Raw genomic sequence first — 24,915 nt, forward strand, 5'->3', positions numbered from 1 at the left:
CGGTTGAAATCCCGCTTCTTATCGGTCGAGCTCGCGCTCGAGCGCTTTCGGATTGGCCGCGAGACGTTGCCGGATCTCTTCGGCGACATCTCCGACATACATCTCTTCGAGTCCGTTCTTGAGGCCCGACACGACCGCCTGCGCGATCACGCGCGGCGCGACCTTGGGCGGCGGCACGGTCTGGAACCATTCGGTGTCGACAGGGCCGGTGAACAGGTTCATCACCCGGACGCCGCCCGGCCGCAGCTCCGCGCGCAAGCAATGCGACAACGACAGGCAGGCGGCCTGCGAAGCCGAGTAGGCGCCGAAGGCGGGCCAGTTCGCCAGTGCATAGACCGAGAGAATATTGACCCATGCCGCGCTGCTGTTGATGCCGTCGGCACCGCGCATCCGCATGGCGGGGCCAAAGGCTTGAGCGAGATTGATGAAGCCGAGATAGGCCTGGTCGATCTCGTCCCGTGCGATGCTCGTGCCCCTGCGATCGAGCAGGCCGCCCGGCCGGACATATTCCGTCGTGTTGACGAGAATATCGACCTTGCCGCCGATGTCGGCCGCAAGATCGGTCGCCGATTTTTCGTCAGCCGCATCGAGAGTCACGATCTCGATCCCGTCCTGACCGCGTAGCCGCTCCTCGCCGGCAAACGGCCGCCAGGGTTCGGCAATGCCGACGAACACCGTCTTGGCGCCCGCCGCCTTCAAAGCGGCGACGGCTTCCTGACCGATGACGCTGCGACCGTTGGTGACGAGCACGCGACGGAATTTCGGATCGGCCGTCATTTCCCGCCACTGCTTGTCGTCTGCCATGTTGGGTGTCTCCGCTTCGGGATGGGCAAAGGCCACCGCCTGGCCGCTCTTGTCGAGTTGCAGCGACATGCTGACGGCCGCACCCTCTGCACAGTCGGCATGAAGATGTGCGACGATCGTCGGACCGCAATCCATCTTGATGAGGCCGATCCGCCACGGTGCCCGTTCGCGGAAATAGACGTCGCTCGGCACCCGCGCCGTTGTCTCGGCAAGCAGTACACCTCGCCGCGGCGCATCGACGAAAGCGAGGCCGGCAGAAAGACAAGACGGGCAGGCTTCGCGCGCCGGATAGGCAAAGGCGCCGCAAGCCTCGCAGCGCTGCAGCATGAAGCGGCCTTCGGCGGCCGCGCGCGTGAACCCGTGCGATATCCTGCTGCGCGGTCGCGGTGGCGAGGCCGGCAGCCGCGTCCGCAGCAGCGGATTCTTGCGCCGGGGCGGCTTGATCGGCTCTATCATCGCGAAGGTCCAGCAAGGATCGCGGCACCCGAGGCGAGACCACGATCATAGTTGATCATACCGAACCCCGAGGCCAGAGCGAGGCTCGCATTCCTGACCTGCGTGGGACCGGCACTGCCCAGAACCTGCCGCAACCCTTCAACGAGGCCGAGATAGGCGCCGGCGGCACCGGCCTGCCCGACCGAGAGCTGTCCGCCCGAGGTGTTGTGCGGGAAGTCGCCGTCGATGGTGAGATCGTGTTGGCGCACGAACTCAGCGCCCTCGCCCTTCTTGCAGAATCCGAGATCCTCGAACTGCATCATCGTGATGACGGGATAGTCGTCATAGGTCTGCACGACATCGAGATCGTCAGGCTTGACGCCGGCCATCGCATAGAGCTCGCCGACATCCATCGCCCAGCCGCCGCGCACCTGCATCGGATCGTCGGCAAAGGCATTGTGCCGCTCGATCGTCGAAAGGAGTCGCGCGGCGGGCAGCTTCAGGGATGAAGCCGTCTCATCGCGCATCACGAGGAAAGCTTCCGCGCCCGCACAGGGCATCACGCAATCAAACAGGTGGATCGGATCGGAAATCGGCCGGGCCGCCAGGTATTGCTCGAGCGTGAGCGGAGCCTTCATGAGCGCATGCGGGTTGCGCAGGGCATTGGCGCGCTGGGCGACAGCGATCTTGCCGACGTCCTCGCGCGCGACGCCGAACATTCGCATATAGTTGCGCGCAATCAGCGCAAAGCTGGCATTGGCGCCGCCCGCGCCGTAAGGATAGACGGCGTCCTGATTGAACCGCGAGAAATTCTCCAGCGTCAGCCTGAACGAATCGACGTGATTGGTGTCGCCAGCGACGCACGCCACGATGTCGGCATCGCGCGCCTGAACCGCGCGCGCCGCCTTGCGCAGCGCCGCAATAGCGCTGGCGCCGCCGAGCGGGATCGTGTCCAACCACCGGACGCAGAGCCCGAAATGCTGTGTCAATCCGATGCCACTGTCCGTGCCCATGGTGAAACTGGAGACGCACAGGCCGTCGATGTCGGAGGCCTTGATGCCGGCCTGCGCGACGAGCGCGCTCAGCGCCCGCCCGATCCACCACTGCGCGCTCTCGATGGAGTAGCGCACATAGGGAATCGTGACGGGAGCCGCGATCACCACGCCGTCATATGGTGCGCGCAAGGTGTTGGTCACCGACCGCCCTCGTTCATCCGCCTCAGACCACCGTCAGTTTCACGTCAATATTGCCGCGGGTTGCGTTCGAATAGGGGCAACGCTCATGCGCACCGGCAACGACCTCTTCGGCCACGGCCTTCTCGACACCGGGCAGGCTGACCTTCAGCTCGACAGCGAGCGCATATCCGACGGGCACCGGCCCCATCGCAACCTTCGCAGTCACGGACGGCTCGGCAGAGGGCACCACCTTCCGCGTGCGCGCGACGAGCTTGACCGCGCCGAGAAAGCAAGCGGCATAGCCGGCCGCAAAGAGCTGCTCGGGATTGGTGCCTTCGCCACCGGGACCACCCATCGATTTCGGCAAGGACAGGGACACCGAGAGCAGACCGTCAGCGCTGGCCGCCTTGCCATCCCGACCTCCGGTCGCCGTCACCTCGGTCTCGTACAGGATCTTTTCGGGGGTCATCATTATTTGTTCTCCAGGGACAGTTTTTCGAGGACTAGCGGCTGTTACGGGCAAGTAGCGCGCGGAAGTCATCGCGGGCCTGGGCGCTGGCCCGCCTGAAGCTCGGCCCGCGGCTGGGCTCGGTGCCATTGAGCTTCCGGAGCTGTACCCACATCTCGGCACTCTTGAGCGCCACGGCCGCGCAGTTGACCACTGGGGCGTGGCCGACCTTCAGGCCATGCTCTCGCCCGATCAAGAGGCCTGGCAACACGCCGGCCGGAATCACGACATCCGCGCCGCGCTCCACCAGCGGGAGCGCGCAGGCGACGAAGTCCTTGATCATGCGGGCTTGCGCGGCAGCGTTTCCGGCGAACGCATCGGCGAAATCATCCGGCCTGCAGCCAAGGCCGGTCACATGGACGACGCGATCGCCGAGGCCGTAACGCTCAGCCTGCTCATAGTGCAAGACCTCGAAGACGGGATCGAGCGTCACAAGACCTAGCCGCCGCCCGAGTTGTGAGGCCGCCAGCAACGTCGCCTCGCCAGTCCCAATCACGGGAATGTCGAGCGCCGAGCGCAGCTCGTAGAGTCCGGGATCCTGAAAATGCCCCATGACGAAGGCGTCGAACCCACCCTCCTCCGCTGCAATACCGTTGTCGATTGCCTGGACCGCACAGCGCAATTCCGCGAGCCGTCCGAACTCGCGGTCCGGCGGACTGATGCCCTGGACGTGGACCGTCGTGCCTGGCGCAGCGATGTCGTTCAGGTATTCCGACAGCCGCGCCATGTAGGGCGCATTCACGCTCGCATCAACAAAGCTCTGCCAGAAGATGCGCATCGTCCTTCTCCTCAAGCGGTGATCGGAGGATCGGTCGTCGGCTGCCGATGAATATATTTCAACCATAAACTAATTGACGCGTCAAATGCGCGCGGCGGCGACGGCGACCAGTGCCGTCGGGGTCAAGGCGAGCACGGCGTTTTCTGTGGGTCGATGAGCGCAGGAGCGCCGCACACTGACGAAATTGTATGCAACAACATTTTTTTCTGACAGCCCCGTGACACGTGTTGACGGCGCCACCGGAGTTACTTTAGGCTTTAAGTAATTCCTCGCCGGTCAAAGACCGGTGGCCATGACAATGATGTTGCAGGGCACCGATTTTGAGAGACTCGATCGTGTGGACAGTCGCCGTGCTCGAACAGCCGGCCTTAGCAGCAGCATCGCCGTTCGCGCATCGCGGCGGCACCGACGACCTTTCATCGCTCCGGAAAAGGCCCGCTTGCATGTGCCGGTGGGCCTATCGTTCGCGCGGCACGCAACATCATGGCTGCTGAGCGCCCGGAGCACACTCTTCGGTCGCGCCCGGTATTTGGCGCCGCAGCAATGTTTTCAATCGGCCGGTTCGTCGTTCGGGGACCCCGTGCGGCAGCATCGAAGCATTCCTATCCAGCATCAACGGAGGAGAACGCATATGCGCAAGACTCTGAGTTTACTTGCACTTGCCGCCGGCATCGTCACAGCCCCCGCCGCGCGGGCCGATATCACCATCGGCTTCGTCACCTCGCTCAGCGGCAACGGCTCGTCGATCGGCATCCCCTACGGGCGTGGCATCAACGCGGCCTATGAATACAAGAAGACCATCAACGGCGAGACCGTCCGCCTGATCCAGCTCGACGACGGCTCCGACCCGTCGGCCGCGACCCGCAATGCCCGCAAGCTGGTGGAAGAAGAGAAGGTCGACCTCCTGATAGGCACGGCGACGGCGCCCTCGACCATCGCCATGGCGGCGGTGGCGAGCGAATTGAAAGTGCCGATGATCGCGGTCTCGCCGATCGGCAAACTGCCGGAAACACCCGAGCAGTGGGTGGTGTCGGTGCCGCAGCCTGCGTCCCTCCTCGTCAAGATCATCGCCGATCGCATGAAGCGCGATGGCATGAAGAACATCGGCTATATCGGCTTCTCCGACGCCTGGGGGGACCTCGTCTACAACGGCGCCAAGGCGGCGGAGGCCGCCGGCGATGTCAAGATCCAGACCAACGAGCGCTATGCGCGCACCGACACTTCGGTCACCGCGCAGATCCTCAAAGTGCTCGCGGCGCGGCCGGACGCCGTGCTGGACGGCGGCTCGGGGACGCAAGGCGCGCTGCCGCTCCTCAGCCTCGCGGAGCGCGGCTTCAAGGGAAACACCTACGGCACGGTGGCGCTCGTCAATCCGGACTTCGTGAACGTCGGCGGCAAGGCGGCCGAAGGCATCCAGGTCTCCGCCGGCCCGGTCATCGTGGCCGAGCAGCTGCCCGACGAACATTTCGCCAAGAAGATCGCGCTGGATTTCCGCAGCGTCTACCAGAAGGTCCATAACATCCCGACCACCGACGGCTTCTCGGCCTACTCCTTCGACGCCTGGCTGATCTTCGCCAACGCAGCGGAGCGCGCGCTCAAGACGGCGAAGCCCGGCACGGCGGAATTCCGCGCCGCCCTGCGGGACGCGATCCTCAGCACCAAGGAGCTGCCCGGCGTGCACGCCATCTACAACTTCAAGCCCGGCGCGGTGACCGGCGTCGATGAGCGCGCGCTGGTCGTGGTGCGCCTGACGGGCGGCGCCTGGAAATACGCGCCGTAGTCGGACAGGGCAGGCCACCAGAACAAGGGGACGGCGTTCTCAATGACGAGCGACATCGCAGCCATTCTTGCGATCGACGGGATCGCCACCGGCGCAGTCTACGCGCTGGTGGCGATCGGGACCGTCCTCATCTTCACGGTGACACGGGTCATCTTCATTCCCTTTGGCGACATCGCGGCCTTCACGGCGCTGACGCTGGCGGCGCTCGACGCGAAGCGCTTTCCGGGCACGGGTGCGCTGGTTGTCATCCTTGCGTGCCTCGCAACCCTGATCGAAATCGTCTCGCTGCTGCGCAACGGCGAGCGTCGGCTGCTTCCGCGCGCTCTCTTCTTCTATCTCGCATTGCCGCTGGCCGTGGTTGGCCTCGCCTGGCTGACCATGCGCGCCGAGCCGCCGCTCGCCATCAGGCTCGTGCTGGCCTTGATGCTGGTCACCCCCATCTCCCCGCTGCTGGACCGGATCGTCTTCCGTCCCATTGCGGACGGGACGGTGCTGCTGCTGCTGACCGTCTCCGTCGCCCTGCACTTCGCGCTGGTCGGCCTCGGGCTGCTCTTCTTCGGTCCCGAGGGTGTCAGGACCGAGCCGCTGACATCATTGTCGACCGAGTTTGCGGGCGTGCTGATCTCGGGCCAGACCATGCTGATCGTGATCGCAGCCCTCGTCTTCTCCGGCCTGCTCTATCTCTTCTTCGACTTCACCCTGGTCGGTAAATCGCTCCGCGCCACGGCCGTGAACCGGACCGGCTCCCGCCTGATGGGGATACGTCCCGCACGCGCCGGCACCATCGCTTATCTCCTGGGCTCGCTGATGGCCGGCGTCTCCGGCATCCTGATCGCGCCGGTCAACACCATATTCTACGATTCCGGCTTCCTGCTCGGCCTCAAGGCTTTCGTCGGCGCCATCGTCGGCGGCATGACCAGCTATCCCGGCGCGGCCATCGGCGCCGTCGGGGTCGGTATCCTCGAAAGCTTCGCATCCTTCGAGAGCAGCGCACTGAAGGATGTCATCGTGTTCTCGCTTCTGATCCCCATCCTGATCTGGCGATCCCTCGCCTCGCTGCATTCCGAGGAGGAGATCGAGGAATGACGCGCCTTCACGTTCAGCTCGCGGCGGTGGCGGCGGTGGCGTGCCTCGCGCTCGCGCCAGTCGTTCTCAACCCGTTCAGCATCACGCTGATGAATTATATCGGCATCTATTCGCTGGTCGCGATCGGCCTTGCCCTGCTCACCGGCGTCGGCGGCATCGTGTCCTTCGGACAGGCCGCCTTCGTCGGCGTCGCGGCCTATGCCACCGCCTGGGTCTCTGCGCTGAACGGATATTCCCCCTGGCTCGGCCTCGTGTTCGGGGTGGCGCTGACCTGCGGCGTCGCAACCGTCCTCGGTGCCGTCACCTTGCGGCTCCAGGGCCATTTCCTGTCGCTCTCGACCGTCGCCTGGGGGCTCGCCATCGGCTTCCTGTTCGGCAATGTCGAGGGGCTCGGGCGCTTCAACGGCATCTCGTCGATCCCGCCGATCAGTATCGGATCATTCGCGCTCGTCTCGAGCGCCCAGATCTATTTCCTGATCTGGGGCATCGTCGTCGTGGTGCTTTTCCTCGGCTACAATCTCCTCGACTCCCGGATCGGCCGCGCCATGCGCGCGCTGCGCGGCGGCAATATCCTGGTCGAAAGCCTCGGCATCAACGCGTTCCGGATCAAGCTCGTGACCTTCGTGATCGCGGCCTTCCTCGCCTCGCTCTCCGGCTGGCTCTACGCCCATATGAGCCGCTTCATCAGCCCGGGCCCGTTCGAGGCCGGCATGGGCATCGAATATCTGATGATGTCGATGGTCGGCGGCGCCGGCAGCCTGTTCGGCGGCGTCGTGGGCGCCGCTATCGTCACCCTGCTCAAGAACAGCGTGCAGGACTATCTGCCGCTGATCGCCAAGGGCGCGTCCGGCCAGCTCGAGATCGTCGCCTTCTCCGCGCTGTTCATCCTGTTCCTGCAATGGGCGCGGCAGGGCATCGTGCCGTTCGTCGCGCGCTACTTGCCGAAGATCAAGCGCGAACGGCCGCCAGCCGCTCCGCCCCTGCCCCGCCGTCCCCAGCCGAAACCGGGCGAACTGCTTCTGAAGGTCGACGGCGCCGAACGGCGGTTCGGCGGTCTTGTCGCCGTCAACAATGTCAGCTTCGAAGTCCGCTCCGGCGAGATCCTCGCCGTCATCGGCCCGAACGGCGCCGGCAAGAGCACGATGTTCAACTGCCTGACGGGCGCGCTCAGGGTCAACAAGGGCGAGATCGTCTTTGCCGGACGCGCCATCACGCGCGATCCACAATCCCGCATCGCGAGGGGCGGAATCGCCAGGACCTTCCAGCATGTGAAGCTGCGGCCGCGCATGAGCCTGCTCGAGAACGTCATGCTCGGCACCTACGCGCGCACCAGCACGGGCCTGTTCGCCGGCGCCCTGCGCCTCAACCAGCGCGAGGAAGCCAGCACCCGGCACGAGGCCTTGAAGCAGCTCGAACGCGTCGGGCTCGGCGACAAGCCGTTCGAGCTCGCGGGCAATCTGCCGCTCGGCAACCAGCGCATCCTGGAGATCGCGCGCGCGCTCGCCGCAGACCCGGCGCTGCTGGTGCTGGACGAGCCGGCCGCTGGCCTGCGCCGCCAGGAGAAGCTCAGGCTTGCGGAGCTGCTCCGCTCGCTGCGGTCGGACCATCTGACCATCCTGATCGTCGAACATGACATGGAGTTCGTGATGTCGCTGGTCGACCGCATCGTCGTGCTCGACTTCGGCTCCAAGCTCTGCGAGGGCGCGCCCGCCGCGATCCGGAGCGACGAACGGGTTCAAGAGGCCTATCTCGGAGGCGTCGCGTGAGCGAGATGTTTTCCATGACGGATGTGACCGTCTGCTACGACAATGTCGAAGCGGTCCGCAACGTCTCGCTGTCGGTCGAGGAAGGCCAGATCGTCACCGTGATCGGCCCGAACGGCGCCGGCAAGACCACGCTGCTGATGGCCGCTATCGGGTTGCTCGCCTCCCGCGGCCGCCTCGTGTTTCAGGGCAACGACATCGGCAGGATGTCCGTCGAGGACCGCGTCGAGCGTCGGCTGTGCCTCGTGCCGGAGAAGCGCGAGCTGTTCTCCGACATGTCGGTCGCCGACAATCTCCTGCTCGGCTCCTACAGCCTGCGCGACCGCTCGGGCGTCCAGAAGACGCTGGACGAGGTCTATGATCGCTTTCCGCGCCTGAAGGAGCGGCAGCGCCAGGCCGCCGGCACCCTCTCCGGCGGCGAGCGCCAGATGCTGGCGCTCGGGCGCGCGCTGATGGCCAAGCCGAAGCTGCTCATGCTCGACGAGCCGAGCCTCGGCCTCGCACCGCTGATCGTGCGCGAGATCTTCCGCACCATCGCCTCGCTGCGCGATCTCGGCGTCTCGATCCTGCTGGTCGAGCAGAACGCCCGCGCCGCGCTGGAGACGGCCGACTACGGCTATGTGCTCGAGACCGGCGAGATCGTGCAGTCCGGCCCCGCCAAGGATCTCATCCACGATCCCCGGCTGATCACGGCCTATCTCGGCGGACACTAGCGCCGGCCTGGATCAGGCCCCGCTCGCTGAAAACACAAAACGTCGAAAACAACCCCATGCACAGTAGCCGCTGACAGCGTTTTCAATGACTTGCGGCGAGCCTTACGGATTTTACGAAAACAGGTTGTTCCGTCGGGCAAAACAGGGGCATAATGCCATCATCGCCGCTCCGGATGCCGACGGCTTCAACCGCCAACCTGGACTTCCGTTTTCATAAGGTACACTGCAAGACGCGCGACCGTCTGAATCCGTGCGACGCCAATTCTCCAACGCTCTCGCCAATCTAGCGCGTGGACTCGTAACGCGCGGTCAGCCATAGCCGTGGATTTCACTCGTCAAGCCACCGCGTGACCTTTCGATCGATTGGTCCCAGTTCCTAGTGACACAGCGCCATGCTGATGGACGCGGACAATCGAGGTGTCGATCTCTGGACAGCGGCATCATGGGCAGCAGCAAGTGCGTCTAGAGTGACTTACATCACCTTATTCAAGTAACCCCCTCCGATCGTGCGCCGCACGTCGCGCTGATTTTGAACTCCCCCGCTTTGCGTGGCCACCAACGGCTACTCTGAACTCGAACTCCATAGGGAGGAAACCATGATGACCAAGACGCTGTTCGTCGGACTTCTTACAGCCGGATTTCTCTCTGCATCCTTCGCAGTTGATGCAGAAGCAGAACCAACTCGTTCCCAGCAAGTGAAAAACGTGGGAAGTAGCCAGAGTGGTGCCCGGGCGGGCTCCATGGATAGCTGGCCGCAGACGATGGACGAACTGAACAACGCCTACAACTGTGGTCCGTATGCGGACAAAGAGTCGGCCAAGAAGTGCAAGAAATAAGCGTGTTTTTTGATCGCTCAAGTGCTGCTGAAGGGGTCAGCTACACGCTGGCCCTTTCTCTTCGGGCAATAACTCCGTGGCGGCCGCACGGCGCTACGCAAGGACCCGGCTTTCGATTTCGCCGCGCTCGATCGTCAGCGTCACGTCTGCGAAGGTCTCGAGCAGCTTCGGGTTCGACTCTGTGATCAGCAGGGTAATGTCCCGGTCCTGCGAACGAAGCCGACGCAGCGCCTCGGCGTACCTCTGCGCCAGCACAGGGGCGAGGCCCTGGAACGGCTCGTCCAGAATGACGAGGCGGGTGCCCAGCATCAGGGCGCGCCCGAGGGCGACCATCTTGCCTTGGCCGCCCGAGACGGAGCCCGCCGGGCGACCCGCCAGTTCCTCGAGCTCCGGCAGGACGGAGTAGGCTCGCTCCAGCCGCCGGCGCGCCTCTTCCGCGCTAAGTTTCGCGACGCGAGCGGGCAAAAGAATGTTTTCTTCCACCGTAAAGGCCGAGAAGAGACGACGGTCCTCGGGGGCGTAGCCGATGCCCAGGAAGGGCCGTCGGTGCGGAGGAACATGCCCCAGGTCCTGACCGCCCAGGCGCACGGTACCGCTCGCCTTCGTGAAGCCCATGATGGTCCGTACCGTCGTGGTTTTGCCGGCGCCGTTTCGCCCGATGAGCGCGGCGGTCGCGCCCGGCGGCAGCGAGAAACTGACGCTGCGCAGCACCGGCGCATCGGCGATCGCGACGTTGACGTTCTCGAAGTCCAGCATCGCCGTCATATGCCGATCACCTGTTCGCGGACCTTGGGATCGGCCAGAACCTCCGCGGGCGTGCCGACCTTTTGGATCTTCCCGACGTTCCACACCGCGACTCGGTGGGCATAGCGCTCCACCATGTCCATGTCGTGCTCGACGAAGACCGAGGTCACCTTCTCCTTGGCGAGCGCGGACGTCAGGATGTCCATGATCTCCAGCTTCTCTGCGGAGGCGACGCCCGAGGTGGGCTCGTCCATCAGCAGCAGTCTGGGCTTCAGCGCGAGCGCCAGAGCGATGTCGACCAGCTTGCGTTGTCCCTCGGGAAGCTCCCTCGCTTTGCGAGATGCGTACAGCTTGACGCCGACGAGATCCAGGAGGCGCTCCATTTCAGACAGCTCAGGCAGGGCGGAAAGAGCCCTAAAGCCGGAAGGGCTTCCCAGCCGCGAGGCCGCGGCGATCAGCATGTTCTCCATCACGGTCTGATCGAGAAAAAGCTGCGGTATCTGAAAGGCCCGCGCGATGCCGAGTTTGGTGATCGTGCGCGGGAGCTGCGCCGTGATTTCCTGGCCTAGAAAGGTGATGCTTCCGGCCTGCGGCCGCAGATAACCCGTCGAGATGTTGAGGAAGGTGGTCTTTCCGGCGCCGTTCGGTCCGATGATCGCGAGGTTCTCGCCTTGGAGCACGTCCAGATCGATACCGTCGGCGGCGACGACGCCACCGAACCGGATTTTGATGCCCTTCGCGGAAAGGAGGACGTTGGTCATCAATGTCCTCCCTGCTTCGCCTGGCCGTAGCGCTGCCTGAGACCTATCAGTCCGTTAGGCGCATAGAGAATGATGACGATCAAGACCACGCCGAGGATCAGTTGCCAGGTGTCGGCCAGGTGGGCCGCCGCATAGAAGCGCACGCACTCGAACATCGCCGCGCCGGCGAACGCTCCGAAGGCGTGGGCGCTGCCGCCGAGGATCGCGATAAAGACGAACTCGCCCGACTTCGTCCAGAACCCGAACTCGGGCGTGGCGATCTGCTGGATGATCGCCACCAGCGTGCCGCCGATGCCGCCGAGAAAAGCCGAGATCACGTAGCCTATCAGAAGCACGCGCCGTGCGGACGTCCCGAGGTACTCGAGCCGCGTCTCGTTCGATTTGATGGCACGCAGCATGTGTCCGAGCGGGCTATCGAGATAGCGTTGCACGCCGTAGAAGGCGACGACCGCGATCAAGAGGCTCACGTAAAGAATGACGTACTGGAAGGTTTCGGGCGTAAACGACAGCCCCAACAGGGCCGGACGAGGGACCCGGATGCCGTCGGCGCCGTTGGTGTAATGAAACATCTTCTCCAGCAGCGACCACAGCACCATCGAAAACGCCAGATTCAGCATTCCAAAAAAGATCTCCCGGTAGCGCACGACGAAGAGCCCGACGATGAGGCCGAAGACGGCGGAGGTTATGCCGCCCAGCGCGATGAAGAGCACGATGTCGCCGCCACCGACGTACTTGCCCCAGAACGCTGCGGTATATGCCCCGGTAGCGAAGAACATTGCATGTCCGAACGACACCTGTCCCGCCTGCAGCAGAAGAATGATACCGAGGACGACGATGCCCTTCGCGAGGATCAACGCGAACAGGGTTGCCCAGCTCGCTACAAAAAGGGGCGCGACGGCGCTGGCCAGAAAGAAGATGGTCGCGATCGTGGTGACCGGCTTAATGCGACCGCTCATCATATTTTCCTTACCTGCACGGCGCCGAACAGGCCGAACGGACGCACCAGAAGCACCAGCACCATCAGCAGATAGGGAACGAGAACTTCGAATTCCGGCTGGAGATAGATTACGAAGGCACGGGTCAGGCCGATCATCAGCGCGGTGAGCGCGGTGCCCTCGATCTGGCCGAGACCCGCGGTCGCAGCGACGGCAAAGGAAAGCACGATCATATCGGCGCCCATTCCAGGGACCAGCGAGGTGGTCGGCGAGGCCAGCGCTCCTCCCAACGCGGCCAGACTCGCGCCGATGACGAAGGTGACGAAATATACGCGTTTTGCGTCAATCCCGATGGCCGTCGAAGCTTCGCGATCCTCCGTGACCGCAAGGATCACCGCTCCCGACAGCGTCCTGCGCAGGAAGTAGCGGAGCCCGAACAGCGTCGCCAAGGCGACTCCGGGCAGCAGAATGACCTGGTACGACGTGTAGCTGACGCCGAACACGGCGATGTTGGGAAGTAGTCTCAGTGGCTCCGCGGCGAAGATGGGCTGCACGCCCCAGATCAGACGCTGCAGGTTGTCCATGATCATGAAGGCGGCGAAAGTGATCAGAAGCTGGAGGACGTCCTCCTGTCCGGAGAGCGGTCGCAGCAGAAACCGTTCGATGAAACCGCCGCACACGACGCCGATCACGATGGAAGCGGCCAGCAGCGCGGGATAGGTGAGCCAAGGCGAGATCGGCGCGATTGCAAGGCTGAACGTCGCAGCCAGGTAGGCGCCGAACGCGTACAGCGAACCGTGCGCGACGTTGACCACGCGCAACACGCCGAAAATCAGGCTGAGCCCGACCGAGACCAAAAACACCAGTGCGGCGTAGCTGATCCCATCGAGGATCGCCAAGATAGCGAGTGTCGAGTTCATGATGGCCTTCGGAAAAGGTCCGTCCTCCGGGACGAGGCACGGAGGACGGGGATCAAAAATCGAGCGTGCCGTTATTGAGCTTTGAAGATCGGCACGTCCATCTTGACGAAGTCCGGCTTGAGCGTCTTGAGCCACTCAACCGACCGTACGCCCGCCGGGTTGGTGATCATCTTCGGATCGAAGATCATCATGTTGTCGAGCAGCTTGAAGTCGTACCCCGGAACGGACTTGGTGACGCCGACCAGCTGAGCTTCGAGACCCTGGTTGTCCTCGGGCCGCAGCGTAATCGGACGGCCGAAGCCGGTGGCGAACTCGATGCCCGCCGTCGCGTCGACGACCTGTTCGCGCGTGGGCCAGTTGCCGCCGTTGGACTTGATCGCCTTGTCGTAGGCGGTCTGCAGGGCCTTGAACGCCTGCGCCATGTGATAGACCGGGTAGATCGGCCAGGCACCGGTCTTCGCCTTGAAGGCTTCATTGAACGCCTTGAAGGCCGCGTCGTTCTTCTTCTCGGGATGCAGGAACCAGTGGTCTCCGCGTGCGCCGACGATCAGTCCTTCAGGCAGGTCTTTGCCCAACCGCTGGATCGATGATTCGCCGATCCCGAGCACGAAGGTCGACTGCTGCAACAGGCCGCGCTGACCGGCCTGGCGGACCAGCGTGTCGAGATCTCCACCCCAGGACGTGGTCAGGACCACATCCGGCCGCAGCGCCAACAGACGGGAAACCTCAGTGGAATAGTCCGGTGCGCCGAACTTCGGGAAGAGTTCCGCGACGACTTGCACGTCCGGCTTCATCGCCTTGAGCGCGGTCGAAAAGATCTCCCAGCTCTCCCGACCCCATGCATAATCCTGATTGACCACCGCGATCGTCTTGAAGTCGGGTTTGGTCTTGAGCAGGTAAAGGAGCACGGCCAGCATTTCCGGCGTGCCGTTCGCCTGAGTCCGGAAATTGTAGCGGTACTTCTTGGTTTCGAGGATGGAGGCCGCACCGCAGTCCCACATGAAATTCATGACTTTGAGGTCTTCGGCGACCGGCACCAACTGGGTGCAGCTGCCCGACGAGATCGAAGCAAACGTGGCATCGACCTTTTCGTCCTGCACAACGCGTCGGTAGTTCGAGACGAGCGCTTCGCCTCCCGCGCCTTCGTCGATGAAGGAGAGCTTGACCGGCACGCCGCCGATGCCGCCCTTCTTGTTGAGGTCCTCCGCGATCATCTCCGCCGCGGCCTTCGCCGGCACACCGAAGACTGACGCAGGGCCCGACAGGAACGTCGTGATGCCGATTTTGAGCTCCGACGGCTTGTTCTGCGCAAGCGAGGGGCCCGTAAAGCTCGCAACTATAAGCCCGGCCGCAACCGCAGCCTTGAGAAACTGCATCGAAAGTCCTCCCTGTTTTATTGTTGCGCCCGGTTTCAGCCGCCGTGCGCTTCTTCTTGCAACAACGCTACTATAATTGTCGCGTGTTGCCAGCCCTCTTCTGCCATTCACGAGCCGACGAATTCAGTTCGACGCCGCCCCCCATTTTGTCGGAAGCGCATCGATCGAAACGGACAAGGCCCCCAAAATGGTCGATGCCTTTAATTCCATGATGCGATAAAAGCTCCGGCCAGAGCCCGCTGCGGGCCATTCGTGCCTGCCGTTGCTCTGCGACATAGGCGCTCCCGTTCCAGCAACAAACACCGAACGCGCTTTGCGCTTTTGGCCCGTTGCTGACTTCCCCTTTTGACCGCGCACGGTCGGCTTCCAAGGGCTGAGCGGAACGCTGCCGTGGAGCTGCCGAGGGCAGCCTTGACCCAAAACGGAAGTCGCCCCTCTTGGCCTATTCAACGGCATAAGGGTTGAGCTTCGGAAGGCCCTGCTTCCACTTCACCCATTCTTCGGCGTCACGGAGGGACACGAAGTCCGCAACAGGAATGTCCTCGCGATCGGGGCGACGCTCACTGATCCGCTAGCCGCCCTCGACCAGACGCTCGATGATAAAGCTCTCGACAGGCAGATCAAGGTTGGTCATTTCTAACTGTATCAATCTGTCGGCTCTAGCGGAAGCGTAGAGTGTTCATGAACGAAAATCTTGACATGGCCGAGCGGTGTGCTGAAATTTCCCAGACCACGAGCGACACGACACTTCGCTCGATATTTGGCAGGATGTCAGAACTGTATCGTCAGTTGCACGCGGAAGAGGAAAAACTTGCTGACTGGAAGAGCAAGCAAGACCCTTCGTCAACATTAGATTTCATTTTCAAGAAGCCGCGAGATTAAGATCACGGCAAGCCGCGAACCTTTGGATGATCGAACTCGACTGGAAGGATCAGAGGATGACGGCCTCGGACTTAATTTGCTCCTTTTGTGGAAAGGAGCCGAGAGAAGTTGTTTCCGTGGTCAACGCCGTATCCGTGAGCGTACAAGGTCAGCAGACCGCCGGTGCTATTTGCAATGAATGCGTTGAGCTTTGTGTACAGGTCATCGGTTTGCAAAAGCCGGAGTGGCTTGAGCGACATCGCCAGTTCGTCGCTACGCTAGGAAAGTGATAGGCGACTCACCTGTTGGCCCTTAGCGGGCTGCCGCAGCATGGGGCGCCACGGCAACTTTTGACCCGTTGCAGACATTCGGTGTCGCCGGTTACATCAGCTTCGTGTTTAGCGTGTGAGCGTCGCTATGAACCAAAAGGTCGCGGAAGGTACCTGGTATTACGACGGCAATGTTCGGCGGCGCATTGCCGTTTATAGAAAAGAAGCACGTCTCGCGTCGTCGAGATTTAAGCGCGACACTGACGAAGAGCCGTCGATAGATGAGACCCGACCGATACCGGAAACGAAGGACGGGTTCTTGTACTATTGTCTGCTCACTAACTCGGGGGAACACCTCTCCCTGGCTGAGGCTAAAGCCTGGGCGGACGCCCAGCCGTGGGGTCCCGTCAAATGGGAGTAACTGCAGTTTACCACGTCCGTTGTTGGCCCATCGCTTTCGTTAGGCGTAGCGAGGAGTTGTCCGGAAACGGGGGTAGACTGGAAGCGCCCGACCACTGGGCAAATCGGCGGCTTTTGACCCGAGGCAGACGTTAGCGGTCAGTCTTTCATGCCATCCACACCTGGATGATCTTTGTTAATTTCGTCGTGAAGCATGGTGTCCATCCGAGCGATGATATCGCCGACCGATCTCCTCAATTTCAGAAACTCATCTGCTGGAGAGGCTTCTTTGGCGAGCATGAGCGCCAGCGATAATTCCTCAATTGCCCGCTCTACGTGCTGTTTCAATTGTGCAGCCGATTTCGCGTCCATAGAACCATCTCGCAGGAAGGGGCCTGCCTTGCAAACGGCAGCATACCCGCTTTTAGACCAAAACTCCTTTCAAATCGCTGGAGCGCTACTCTTCCGTTAATGGCCCATCGCGACATACTGCGCCGCCGCACGAACTCGGTCGCTATAGGAGCAAAGCAGACATGGCTTTTGGCCGCATCACGCCGCCGGATTTTATCGGTACACCGCCTAGGGCCTCGCCCCCACCACTCTGGTCAGCATCGGAAAATGCCTGTTGCCGCCTGCGAATGGCGGGAATTTCGCGAAGTCGGCACGCATGTGCTTGATCACGTCGGAGCCGAGTGCGTGCGCGAGGGCTTGCGGGCTGTCGAACACCAGCTTGTTGCGCTGCATATGCTCGACGCGCTGCGACGGCAGCCGGTCGACCCAGTCGATGCGGGTGTAGATCTCGATCTGGCGGACGTTCGGGAAGGTCCGCATGATCGACGGGTGGTGCTCCAGATAATGCAGGTTCCAGGCGTTCATATCCTCGGCCGGGCCGGGATAGTGCACGAGGTAACTGCAGGGGGTCGTCGTTCCCGCCGGATGCTCTGCGACATCGACCGGAAACGGGCGCGTCAGCATCACCTGGTGTGTGATAGCGAGTCCGGTGAGGCCGGAGAGACCGGCCCCTGTTGCGAGGCCGGCAAGGACGCCGCCGCGGTCCATCGCCGCCTCGCAGGCGAACAGGTCGGGAAACCGGAGTTGCAGCGCAAAGGCGGGGCCGGCGCCGTCGGCCTTGTAGGGATGGTCGACCGACTGTTCGAGCGGCGTGAACAGCAGGGCCTCGGTCATGCCGGGGATCGATCCGACGAGCTCCGCCACAGTGGCAACCTCATCAGGACGAACTCGCCGTTCGCCTGTGGAATCGGAGAATGCCATGAACAGCGAGATCATGCGGGCATAGCCTCGGTCCCCTCGCCCGCGCTCACATGCGTTATCAGTGCGAAGCGAATGTCATCGGGCCATGGGATCGCATGGTGATCGATCAGCGAGGTCGCAGCAAGGATCTGCCGCGCGCGCCAGCGCGGGCCATTCGCGCCGGAGATGATATGCTCGAGATGGAGAGATGACCCACCGACCCTGATGATGCGCAGGTTGAACGTCAGGAGATCGCCGAACATCGAGGGCCGGGAAAAATCGCAATCAAGGTGTACCGTGGGCGTTCCGATCTTCCGGACCGCGATCAGCTCCGGCCATGGAAAACCGATTCCAGCCCAGAAATCTTCGACGACGCCGTTGAGAATGTGCAAATAGGACGGGAAGTACGCGATCCCCGAGGGATCGCAGTCTCCGAACCTGAGCACGCGATCGAACGAAAAATTCGTCATCAGATCGCAACAACGGGGTGGCGGATGACGCCGACGCCGTCGATGCCCGCCTCGACCACGTCACCCGGCCAAAGCCATTCCTGCGGGCTCATGCCGGCGCCGACGCCTTCAGGCGTACCGGTGGCGATGATGTCGCCCGGCTCGAGCGTCATGCCCGACGAAATGTCCGCTATCAGCACCGGAATGTCGAAGATCATGTATTTGGTGTTGGAGTCCTGCTTCATGACCCCGTTCTTGGTCAGCCACAGCCGCAGATCGTGTGGATCAGGAATCTCGTCCGCGGTCACGATGCACGGGCCGAAGGGCGCATAAGTGTCCATGCCCTTGGAGAAAATCCACTGTCCGGCGCGGCGATTGTCGCGCGCGGAAATGTCGATCATCACCGAATAGCCGAAGACGTGGTCCATCGCCTTGTCGGGCGCGATGCGCGTTGCGGTCTTGCCGATGATGACGGCGAGCTCGACCTCCCAGTCGAGCTGCTGCGTCATCTTCGCATTGTGCTGGATCGCCGCGCCCGGGCCGATCACGGAGGTCGGCGGCTTGGAGAAGACGACCGGCTGCTTCGGCAGGTCCTTGTCCGTATCCAGGCTCTTGGCGGATTCCGCCACATGCGCCCGATAGTTCAGCCCGATGCCGAATATGTTTTTCCGCGGCCGCGGGATCGGCGCCTGCAGCTTTACATCCTCGACCGCGACCGCCGAGCCGGCCGGGAAGCGGCCATGGGCGTCCGCCAGTGCACGCTTAAGCGCAGGCAGCAGGGTCACGCTGTTGTCGATGAACGACAGCATGTCACCCGGCCATGTCACGCCGCTGGACGCACCAAGGTGCTCGACATCGACGACCAGTCCATTGACGAGGGCTCCAAGACGGGCACCGCTGGAGCCCAAGGTGTAGGTGACGAGACGCATGAAGGCTTCTATCCGGCTGTTCTGGTTGAATTCTGCAAGGGCCTATCAGGCGGCAACCGACTGGTAACCGCCATTATCGCCATAGGCCTCTTCCCGATAGAGCCCGAGGCTTTCGATGACGGGCAGGTCGTTGAAGCAGAACAGGCAGGCATCCTCGCTCGCTGAGGCATTGCCGTGCTCGTGCCAGGCCCAGGACGGAACGCAGAAGATGTCGCGCTCTTCCCATTCGAGCCGCTTGCCGCCGATGATCGAATAGCCGCGTCCCTTGGCCACCTGGTAAATGAAGCTGCCGGTGTGCCGATGCGACTTGGTCTTCTCGCCGGGGCGCAGCAGCTGCATGCTCGCACCGATCGTCTGCATCACGTGCCCGCCGGTGACCGGGTTGACGTAGTTCATGAGGATGCCGTCATAGGGTGAGCCATCGGTCGCGGCCGCATATTTCTGCAAGGACTCGTAGGTCGGCTCCCACTCATATTTGAACATCGGCGAATAACCCTTCGACCAGCGCGAGTCCGCCGGCCGAAGACCGGGATTGCCCCAGGTCCGGGTCATGTCGTCCACGGGATAGCCGGACGGCTCCTGCTGGATGTTCGGATGCACGACGAAGAAATTGGCTTCCAGCGCGTTGACGAGCGGGATGTCCAAGCCATCTTGCCAGATGCAGACCGAGCCGTCGCCTTCGACACCATGCTCGTGCCAGGTGCCGTTCGGCGTCAGCACGAAATCCCGCGCGCCCAGCGTCATCTTGTGACCGTCGACGATGGTGTAGGCGCCCGCGCCCTCCATGATGAAGCGCAGCGCCGAGGCCGAGTGGGCATGGGCCGTGGCGACCTCGCCGGGATGCATCACCTGCAATCCGGAATAGAGCCAGCCGACCGCGGCCGACACGTCGCGCCGCCCGGGATTGTTGAGATAGATCACGCGCCGCCCGGCTTTCTCGGGCGAGACCAGCTCGACCGAGCGCAGCACGTGCTCGCGCAGATCCTTGTAGCGCCAGAGCACGGGAACCGAGGCCGATTGCGGCGCCCACGGCTCGATCTTGTTGGCGACGGTCCAGAGCGCTCCGGCTTCGTACCTTTCGAGATCCTTGTAATAGGCCTCGAGCTCGGGGGTGTCCTCGACATTGGCCCGGCCGATCACGTTCTCGCGCATCCTATCCTCCAAGTCCTGTCTTATGATCCCGCACCCTCAAGCGAACCGGCCCGTCATTCCGCTCGACCTGGAATCGACGAGAAGCCCGCCTGCTCTTGGCCGGCGACGGCTTCCGCCTCTGTCAGACCGAGCGGCGTCTGCGGACGACGGTTGACCCGCAGATCGAAAATGTCGAACCGGTTATAGTGCCCGACGATGTCGTGCATCTGCTTCGGCTGGATGCAGCGATCGAGGTCGATGTCGGCATAGACGATGCCTTCGTCGTCGATCAAGGGATCGCCGACCACGCGCCCGTCCGGACCGATGATACCGGAGAATGCGCTCGACTTCCGTTGCAGACGTGCGCGTGCGTCGGGAACGACGGTCTCCATCGCCGCGATGATCTCCTCCGACACGGTCGAGCAGGAGACGATCGTGAAGATCTTGCCTTCGAAGGAGTGGGCAATCGCGCGCAATTTGATCGCCTCCGCCATGTCATAGTCGGGGGGCGCGACCGGAAGCGAGATATAGCTGGCGACGTGCACGAGCTCGCCCTGCCCGAGCAGCGCAAAGCGCGCCAGCGTGTTGGTGTTCTCGCCGCAGGCCAGGCCTCCGAGACGCCCGATCTCGGTATCATAGACGCGCAGGCTCGACCCGTCACCGCCGGTCCAGGTCAGCTTCTCTGCCCAGGTCGGCACCAGCTTGCGATGCTTGCCGAGCAAGGCGCCGTCAGGACCGATGAAAACCAGCGTATTGTAGATCGCGCCGAGCGAGACCGGGCTGCGCTCGTTCACGCCGAGCACGACGTGGCATCCCGTATCGCGCGCGGCCTTGCAGACGATTTCGACCTCCGGCCCCGGCACCAGCACCGACGCCTTGGCGAGCTTCTCGAACCATGCACTGCCGGTGACGGGATCGGTGATCCAGTTCCAATAAGGATAGCCGGGAACGAACACTTCGGGGAACGCGACGAGCTTCGCCCCGTTGGCTGCGGCCTCACGGACCAGTGAAGCCGCCTTCTCCGCGGTCGCGCTTGCGTTGAGATAGACTGGTGAAGCCTGGACGGCGGCAGCTTTAAAGCGAGGCAGCTTCAGCATCGGCCCTACCCTGTCGCTGGCTCATGACCGCCTTGTCGGAGAGAGCATCCGCAAGCGTGATAGCATGGCGCGGCGTTGACTTACTTCACATGTAAACGTATGCTATCGCATATTTCTGGAGGGTGCAATGGCTGAACGGTCTTTTGCTCGCGAGGTCGAGGATCTCAGGCTCGGCGATGGCGACACGTTCCGCGGCGAAGGCATCCTCGCCATCACCAAGGCGCTGCTGCAATCGGGGGTCGCCTATGTCGGCGGCTATCAGGGCTCGCCGATCTCGCACCTGATGGACGTGCTGGCCGACGCCAAGGACGTGCTCGACGATCTCGGCGTCGTATTCCAGAGCTCGGCCAACGAAGCAGCCGCCGCGGCGATGCTGTCGGCATCGGTGATGTATCCCCTGCGCGGCGCGGTGGCGTGGAAGTCGACCGTCGGGACCAACGTCGCCTCCGACGCCCTTGCCAACCTCGCCTCGGGCGGTGTCACCGGCGGCACCATGGTCATTGTCGGCGAGGACTATGGCGAAGGCTCCTCCATCATGCAGGAGCGTACCCACGCCTTCGCGATGAAGTCGCAGATGTGGCTGCTCGATCCCCGCCCCGAGCATGAATGCATCGTCAATCTGATCGAGAAAGGCTTCGAGCTCTCCGAAGTCTCCAACACGCCGGTCATGCTGGAGGTGCGCGTGCGCGCCTGCCACATGCACGGCAGCTTCGCCTGCAAGGACAATGTCAGGCCGGCGCACACCATCAAGGACGCGCTCAACAATCCCAAGCGTGACGTCAACCGCATCGTGCTGCCGCCGGCGGCCTATGAGCACGAGCAGGAGAAGATCAAGACGCGGATGCCCGCGGCTGTCGGATTCATTCGGGACAACAAGCTGAATGAGTGGATGGGGCCGAAGCAGGGCAAGGTCGGCATCATCATGCAGGGCGGCATGTACAACAACGTCATCCGCGCGCTGCAATATCTCGGGCTGTCGGATGCCTATGGCAACACGCAGATCCCGCTCTACATCATGAACGTCACCTACCCCGTGATCGATACCGAGGTTGCGGAATTCTGCCTCGACAAGGACGCCGTGCTCATCGTCGAGGAAGGCCAGCCGGAATATCTGGAGCAGGCGATCAATACGGTCTTGCGCCGCAAGGACATCCAGGCGCGCGTCCACGGCAAGGACGTGCTGCCGATGGGCGGCGACTACACCGCGCAGGTGCTGCTCGGCGGCGTCAGGGCATTCCTGGAGAAGACCGAGCCGCGGCTGCTCGGCAACCGGCCGCCGGCGCCGGACGCAGCGCCCGTGCTCAATCACCCCGCGGTCGAGAAGCTCAAGCAGGTGGTGCCGGCGCGCCCGCCCGGGCTTTGCACCGGCTGCCCGGAACGGCCGATCTTCGCCGCCATGAAGCTGGTCGAGGAAGAGCTCGGCCAGCACCACGTCTCCGCAGACATCGGCTGCCATCTGTTCTCGATCCTGCCGCCGTTCAACATCGGCGCGACCACGATGGGCTTCGGCCTCGGCCCGGCCTCGACCTCGGCCTTCAACGTCAAGGCGGACAAGCGGTCGATCGCGGTGATGGGCGACGGCGGCTTCTGGCACAATGGACTGACCAGCGGCATCGGCAATGCCGTGTTCAACAAGCATGACGGCGTGTTCGTCATCGTCGACAATTACTACACTTCTGCCACGGGCGGTCAGGACATCCTGTCCTCCCGCGCGGTCAACAAGCGCCGCAAGACCAACAATTCGATCGTGCAGGCGGTGAAGGGCATCGGCGGCCAGTGGGTGCGCCAGCTCGACCGCACCTACGACGTCGGCAAGATGCGCGACACGCTGAAGGAAGCGCTGACGACGAAAGAGGAAGGCCCGAAGGTCATCGTCGCTTCCTCCGAATGCATGCTGAACAAGCAGCGGCGCGTGAAGCCGCAGATCAACAAGGCGATCAAGGACGGGACGCGCATCGTCAAGGAGCGCTTTGGCGTCGACGAAGACGTCTGCACCGGCGACCATGCCTGCATCCGCCTCTCCGGCTGCCCGTCACTGTCGGTGAAGCAGCTCGATGACCCCTTGCGCGACGATCCGGTCGCGGCGATCGACAATTCCTGCGTCGGCTGCGGCAATTGCGGCGAGGTCTCCGAGGCCGCCGTGCTCTGCCCCTCGTTCTATCGAGCCGACGTCATCCACAATCCGACTCGCTGGGACATGTTCAAATCCAGGGTCGCCATGAGCGTGATCGGCTGGCTGCAGCGTCGGCGCGACCGCCGGCGGCCGGCGCTCGAGGCACTGGCATGAGGGACGAGACGGTCCGGCTGGCCCTCCCCGCCGCGGGCGAAGCGACCGAGCGGCCGATCTCGATCGCGATTGTCGCGATGGGGGGCCAGGGCGGCGGCGTCCTGACGGACTGGATCGTTCAGCTCGCCGAGAACCATGGCTGGGTCGCGCAGTCCACCTCGGTGCCCGGCGTCGCCCAGCGCACCGGCGCCACCATCTACTATATCGAGGCGATGCCGCCGCTCGACGGCCGCAAACCGATCCTGTCGCTGATGCCCACCCCCGGCGACGTCGACGTGGTGATGGCGGCGGAATTCATGGAAGCCGGTCGATCGATCCTGCGCGGCCTCGTGACGCCGGATCGCACCACGCTGATCGCGTCCAACCACCGCTCGTTCGCGATCGGCGAGAAGATCGCGCCGGGCAACGGCATCGCCGACGGCGGCGCCGTGACCGGCGCCATCGGCATTGCGGCGAAGACCGAGATCATCTTCGATCTGAACGCGCTGGCGATCGCGCATGGCAGCGTCATCTCGGCCGCGATGTTCGGCGCGCTCGCAGGCGCAGGCGTGCTGCCGTTCAGCCGCGACAGCTATCTCGACGTCATCCGCAGCGGCGGCAAAGGCGCCAAGGCCAGCGTCGAGACGTTCGAGGCCGCCTTCGAGCGGGTCAAGACCGGCCCGACCGAAGTTGCGGCGCCCGCGCCAGCCAAACCGGCCGACAATATCCCCTCTTCTACGACGCCCGATCCGCAGCTTGGCGAGCTCGTCGCAAGATTGAATCGGGAGCTGCCCCAGCCTGCACTCGGCATGGCTCGCGCAGGCTTGCGGAAGGTCATCGACTTCCAGGACCTCGCCTATGGCGGCGAATATCTCGACATCCTCAAGAGGTTGCACGCAGCCGACCGAAACGCCGGCGGTGACGCACATGCCTATGCCTTCACGGAAGCCGCGGCAAAGTACCTCGCCAACGCCATGACCTATGACGACGTCATCCGCGTCGCCGACCTCAAGACGCGCGCCGGCCGCCGCGCGCGCATCGAGAGCGAGCTCGAGATGTCGAACGGACAGGTGCTCCAGACCACCGAGTTCATGCATCCCCGCATGGAGGAAGTGATGGGCATGCTGCCGGCAGGCTTCGGCCGCTGGCTCGGCGCGCGTCCGCGCCTGCTCGGCTGGCTCGATCGCCGCGTCAACCGGGGACGCCGGGTGCGAACCTACTCGCTGCCCTGGTTCCTGGCCCTCTATGTCGTCGGCGGAATGCGCGGCCTGCGCCGCCGCTCGCTGCGTCACGCCATCGAGACCGCGCACCGGGATTCATGGCTCAAGGCCGCGACCGAGGCGGTCGGCACCAATTACCAGCTCGGTGTCGAGATCCTGCAATGCCGACGCCTCGTCAAAGGCTATTCAGACACCCACAGCCGGGGGCTGTCGAAATTCGACAGGACGCTCGCGGCGATCAAGCTGGTGGAGCGCCGCGAGGATGCCGCCGACTGGGCGCGCCGCCTGCGCGAGGCCGCGCTGAAGGACAGCGCCGGAACGGCGCTCGACGGCGTGATCCAGACCATAAAGACTTTCGCATGATTCCACGGGCGCCGGACGCAGGATTGGATTGCCGTTCGCTCCGCAGGAGGTCAGGATCAGACCGCT

24 protein-coding genes and 1 pseudogene are annotated in these 24,915 nt (G+C 63.4%); 9 read left to right on the forward strand and 16 right to left on the reverse strand.

Annotated elements, in window-relative coordinates:
- Positions 1-18 precede the first annotated feature (18 nt).
- The 4 genes from I6F36_RS10010 to I6F36_RS10025 are packed head-to-tail and all read right to left on the reverse strand — an operon-like array spanning position 19 to position 3,700.
- The gene (locus I6F36_RS10010; protein ID WP_225125900.1) at positions 19-1,260 is read right to left on the reverse strand and encodes an SDR family NAD(P)-dependent oxidoreductase; all 1,242 of its coding nucleotides are present in this window, start codon (positions 1,258-1,260) and stop codon (positions 19-21) included.
- Complete coding sequence (locus I6F36_RS10015) at positions 1,257-2,435, reverse strand: thiolase family protein (RefSeq protein ID WP_225125902.1); 1,179 nt, start codon at positions 2,433-2,435, stop codon at positions 1,257-1,259. The genes I6F36_RS10010 and I6F36_RS10015 overlap by 4 nt, the downstream gene beginning before the upstream one ends.
- A gap of 22 nt (positions 2,436-2,457) precedes the next feature.
- Positions 2,458-2,886: an organic hydroperoxide resistance protein gene (locus I6F36_RS10020; protein WP_345944074.1), complete on the reverse strand. Its 429-nt coding sequence runs from the start codon at positions 2,884-2,886 to the stop codon at positions 2,458-2,460.
- Positions 2,887-2,917: 31 nt separating this feature from the next.
- Positions 2,918-3,700: an aspartate/glutamate racemase family protein gene (locus I6F36_RS10025; RefSeq protein ID WP_057029858.1), complete on the reverse strand. Its 783-nt coding sequence runs from the start codon at positions 3,698-3,700 to the stop codon at positions 2,918-2,920.
- Positions 3,701-4,331: 631 nt separating this feature from the next.
- Between I6F36_RS10025 and I6F36_RS10030 the strand changes: the two genes are divergently transcribed.
- Genes I6F36_RS10030 through I6F36_RS10045 form a run of 4 tightly spaced genes read left to right on the forward strand, consistent with a single transcriptional unit; the run spans position 4,332 to position 9,042 of the window.
- On the forward strand, positions 4,332-5,480 hold the full coding sequence (locus I6F36_RS10030) for an ABC transporter substrate-binding protein (protein WP_225125904.1): 1,149 nt from the start codon (positions 4,332-4,334) through the stop codon (positions 5,478-5,480).
- 42 nt (positions 5,481-5,522) lie between these two features.
- Positions 5,523-6,566 carry a branched-chain amino acid ABC transporter permease gene (locus tag I6F36_RS10035; RefSeq protein WP_225125906.1) on the forward strand — a complete coding sequence of 348 codons (1,044 nt, stop codon included), beginning with the start codon at positions 5,523-5,525 and terminating at the stop codon, positions 6,564-6,566.
- Positions 6,563-8,332: an ATP-binding cassette domain-containing protein gene (locus I6F36_RS10040; RefSeq protein WP_225125908.1), complete on the forward strand. Its 1,770-nt coding sequence runs from the start codon at positions 6,563-6,565 to the stop codon at positions 8,330-8,332. Before I6F36_RS10035 ends, I6F36_RS10040 begins: the two co-directional genes overlap by 4 nt.
- On the forward strand, positions 8,329-9,042 hold the full coding sequence (locus I6F36_RS10045; protein WP_109144179.1) for an ABC transporter ATP-binding protein: 714 nt from the start codon (positions 8,329-8,331) through the stop codon (positions 9,040-9,042). The genes I6F36_RS10040 and I6F36_RS10045 overlap by 4 nt, the downstream gene beginning before the upstream one ends.
- Before the next feature lie 321 nt (positions 9,043-9,363).
- Here I6F36_RS10045 and I6F36_RS10050 read toward each other — a convergent pair.
- Positions 9,364-9,502, reverse strand: a pseudogene (locus I6F36_RS10050) (IS5/IS1182 family transposase); the annotation flags it as partial.
- A 136-nt stretch (positions 9,503-9,638) separates the two neighbouring features.
- On the opposite strand from I6F36_RS10050, the gene I6F36_RS10055 reads away from it, so the two are divergent.
- The gene (locus I6F36_RS10055) at positions 9,639-9,878 is read left to right on the forward strand and encodes a hypothetical protein (protein WP_225125909.1); all 240 of its coding nucleotides are present in this window, start codon (positions 9,639-9,641) and stop codon (positions 9,876-9,878) included.
- A 93-nt stretch (positions 9,879-9,971) separates the two neighbouring features.
- On the opposite strand, the gene I6F36_RS10060 is transcribed toward I6F36_RS10055, so the two are convergent.
- From I6F36_RS10060 to I6F36_RS10080, 5 genes are all read right to left on the reverse strand, one after another.
- Complete coding sequence (locus I6F36_RS10060; RefSeq protein ID WP_225125910.1) at positions 9,972-10,643, reverse strand: ABC transporter ATP-binding protein; 672 nt, start codon at positions 10,641-10,643, stop codon at positions 9,972-9,974.
- Positions 10,640-11,383: an ABC transporter ATP-binding protein gene (locus I6F36_RS10065; protein WP_036013413.1), complete on the reverse strand. Its 744-nt coding sequence runs from the start codon at positions 11,381-11,383 to the stop codon at positions 10,640-10,642. Before I6F36_RS10065 ends, I6F36_RS10060 begins: the two co-directional genes overlap by 4 nt.
- The gene (locus tag I6F36_RS10070; RefSeq protein ID WP_225125911.1) at positions 11,383-12,339 is read right to left on the reverse strand and encodes a branched-chain amino acid ABC transporter permease; all 957 of its coding nucleotides are present in this window, start codon (positions 12,337-12,339) and stop codon (positions 11,383-11,385) included. The genes I6F36_RS10065 and I6F36_RS10070 overlap by 1 nt, the downstream gene beginning before the upstream one ends.
- A complete protein-coding gene (locus tag I6F36_RS10075; protein ID WP_036013410.1) occupies positions 12,339-13,238 on the reverse strand; it encodes a branched-chain amino acid ABC transporter permease in 900 nt (299 codons plus the stop codon). The genes I6F36_RS10070 and I6F36_RS10075 overlap by 1 nt, the downstream gene beginning before the upstream one ends.
- Before the next feature lie 71 nt (positions 13,239-13,309).
- Entirely contained in the window at positions 13,310-14,614 is a 1,305-nt protein-coding gene (locus tag I6F36_RS10080) for an ABC transporter substrate-binding protein (RefSeq protein ID WP_225112760.1), read from the reverse strand.
- 681 nt (positions 14,615-15,295) lie between these two features.
- Here I6F36_RS10080 and I6F36_RS10085 point away from each other — a divergent pair.
- Together I6F36_RS10085 and I6F36_RS10090 are read left to right on the forward strand one after the other, a co-directional pair.
- Positions 15,296-15,496, forward strand: coding sequence for a hypothetical protein (locus tag I6F36_RS10085; protein ID WP_036013408.1), 201 nt, complete (start codon positions 15,296-15,298; stop codon positions 15,494-15,496).
- A 26-nt stretch (positions 15,497-15,522) separates the two neighbouring features.
- On the forward strand, positions 15,523-15,765 hold the full coding sequence (locus tag I6F36_RS10090; protein WP_036013407.1) for a ClpX C4-type zinc finger protein: 243 nt from the start codon (positions 15,523-15,525) through the stop codon (positions 15,763-15,765).
- Positions 15,766-16,302: 537 nt separating this feature from the next.
- On the opposite strand, the gene I6F36_RS10095 is transcribed toward I6F36_RS10090, so the two are convergent.
- The 6 genes from I6F36_RS10095 to I6F36_RS10120 all read right to left on the reverse strand — a co-directional run bounded on the left by I6F36_RS10095 (position 16,303) and on the right by I6F36_RS10120 (position 21,000).
- Positions 16,303-16,515, reverse strand: a complete 213-nt coding sequence (locus I6F36_RS10095; protein ID WP_225125912.1) for a hypothetical protein — start codon at positions 16,513-16,515, stop codon at positions 16,303-16,305.
- A 207-nt stretch (positions 16,516-16,722) separates the two neighbouring features.
- The gene (locus I6F36_RS10100; RefSeq protein WP_225125913.1) at positions 16,723-17,430 is read right to left on the reverse strand and encodes a hypothetical protein; all 708 of its coding nucleotides are present in this window, start codon (positions 17,428-17,430) and stop codon (positions 16,723-16,725) included.
- Positions 17,427-17,864: a thioesterase family protein gene (locus tag I6F36_RS10105; RefSeq protein ID WP_225125914.1), complete on the reverse strand. Its 438-nt coding sequence runs from the start codon at positions 17,862-17,864 to the stop codon at positions 17,427-17,429. Before I6F36_RS10105 ends, I6F36_RS10100 begins: the two co-directional genes overlap by 4 nt.
- Positions 17,864-18,772, reverse strand: a complete 909-nt coding sequence (locus tag I6F36_RS10110) for a fumarylacetoacetate hydrolase family protein (protein ID WP_225125915.1) — start codon at positions 18,770-18,772, stop codon at positions 17,864-17,866. Before I6F36_RS10110 ends, I6F36_RS10105 begins: the two co-directional genes overlap by 1 nt.
- A 45-nt stretch (positions 18,773-18,817) precedes the next feature.
- Positions 18,818-19,924, reverse strand: a complete 1,107-nt coding sequence (locus tag I6F36_RS10115; protein ID WP_225141343.1) for a cupin domain-containing protein — start codon at positions 19,922-19,924, stop codon at positions 18,818-18,820.
- A 53-nt stretch (positions 19,925-19,977) separates the two neighbouring features.
- The gene (locus I6F36_RS10120) at positions 19,978-21,000 is read right to left on the reverse strand and encodes a carbon-nitrogen hydrolase family protein (RefSeq protein WP_225125917.1); all 1,023 of its coding nucleotides are present in this window, start codon (positions 20,998-21,000) and stop codon (positions 19,978-19,980) included.
- Between the two features lie 127 nt (positions 21,001-21,127).
- On the opposite strand from I6F36_RS10120, the gene I6F36_RS10125 reads away from it, so the two are divergent.
- The gene (locus I6F36_RS10125) at positions 21,128-23,287 is read left to right on the forward strand and encodes an indolepyruvate ferredoxin oxidoreductase subunit alpha (RefSeq protein WP_225171358.1); all 2,160 of its coding nucleotides are present in this window, start codon (positions 21,128-21,130) and stop codon (positions 23,285-23,287) included.
- Positions 23,284-24,849, forward strand: coding sequence for an indolepyruvate oxidoreductase subunit beta family protein (locus I6F36_RS10130; protein WP_225171359.1), 1,566 nt, complete (start codon positions 23,284-23,286; stop codon positions 24,847-24,849). The genes I6F36_RS10125 and I6F36_RS10130 overlap by 4 nt, the downstream gene beginning before the upstream one ends.
- The last annotated feature ends 66 nt before the right edge of the window (positions 24,850-24,915 follow it).

It is taken from the genome of Bradyrhizobium sp. BRP19, assembly GCF_020194195.1.
In the GTDB taxonomy this organism is placed as follows: Bacteria; Pseudomonadota; Alphaproteobacteria; order Rhizobiales; family Xanthobacteraceae; genus Bradyrhizobium; species Bradyrhizobium yuanmingense.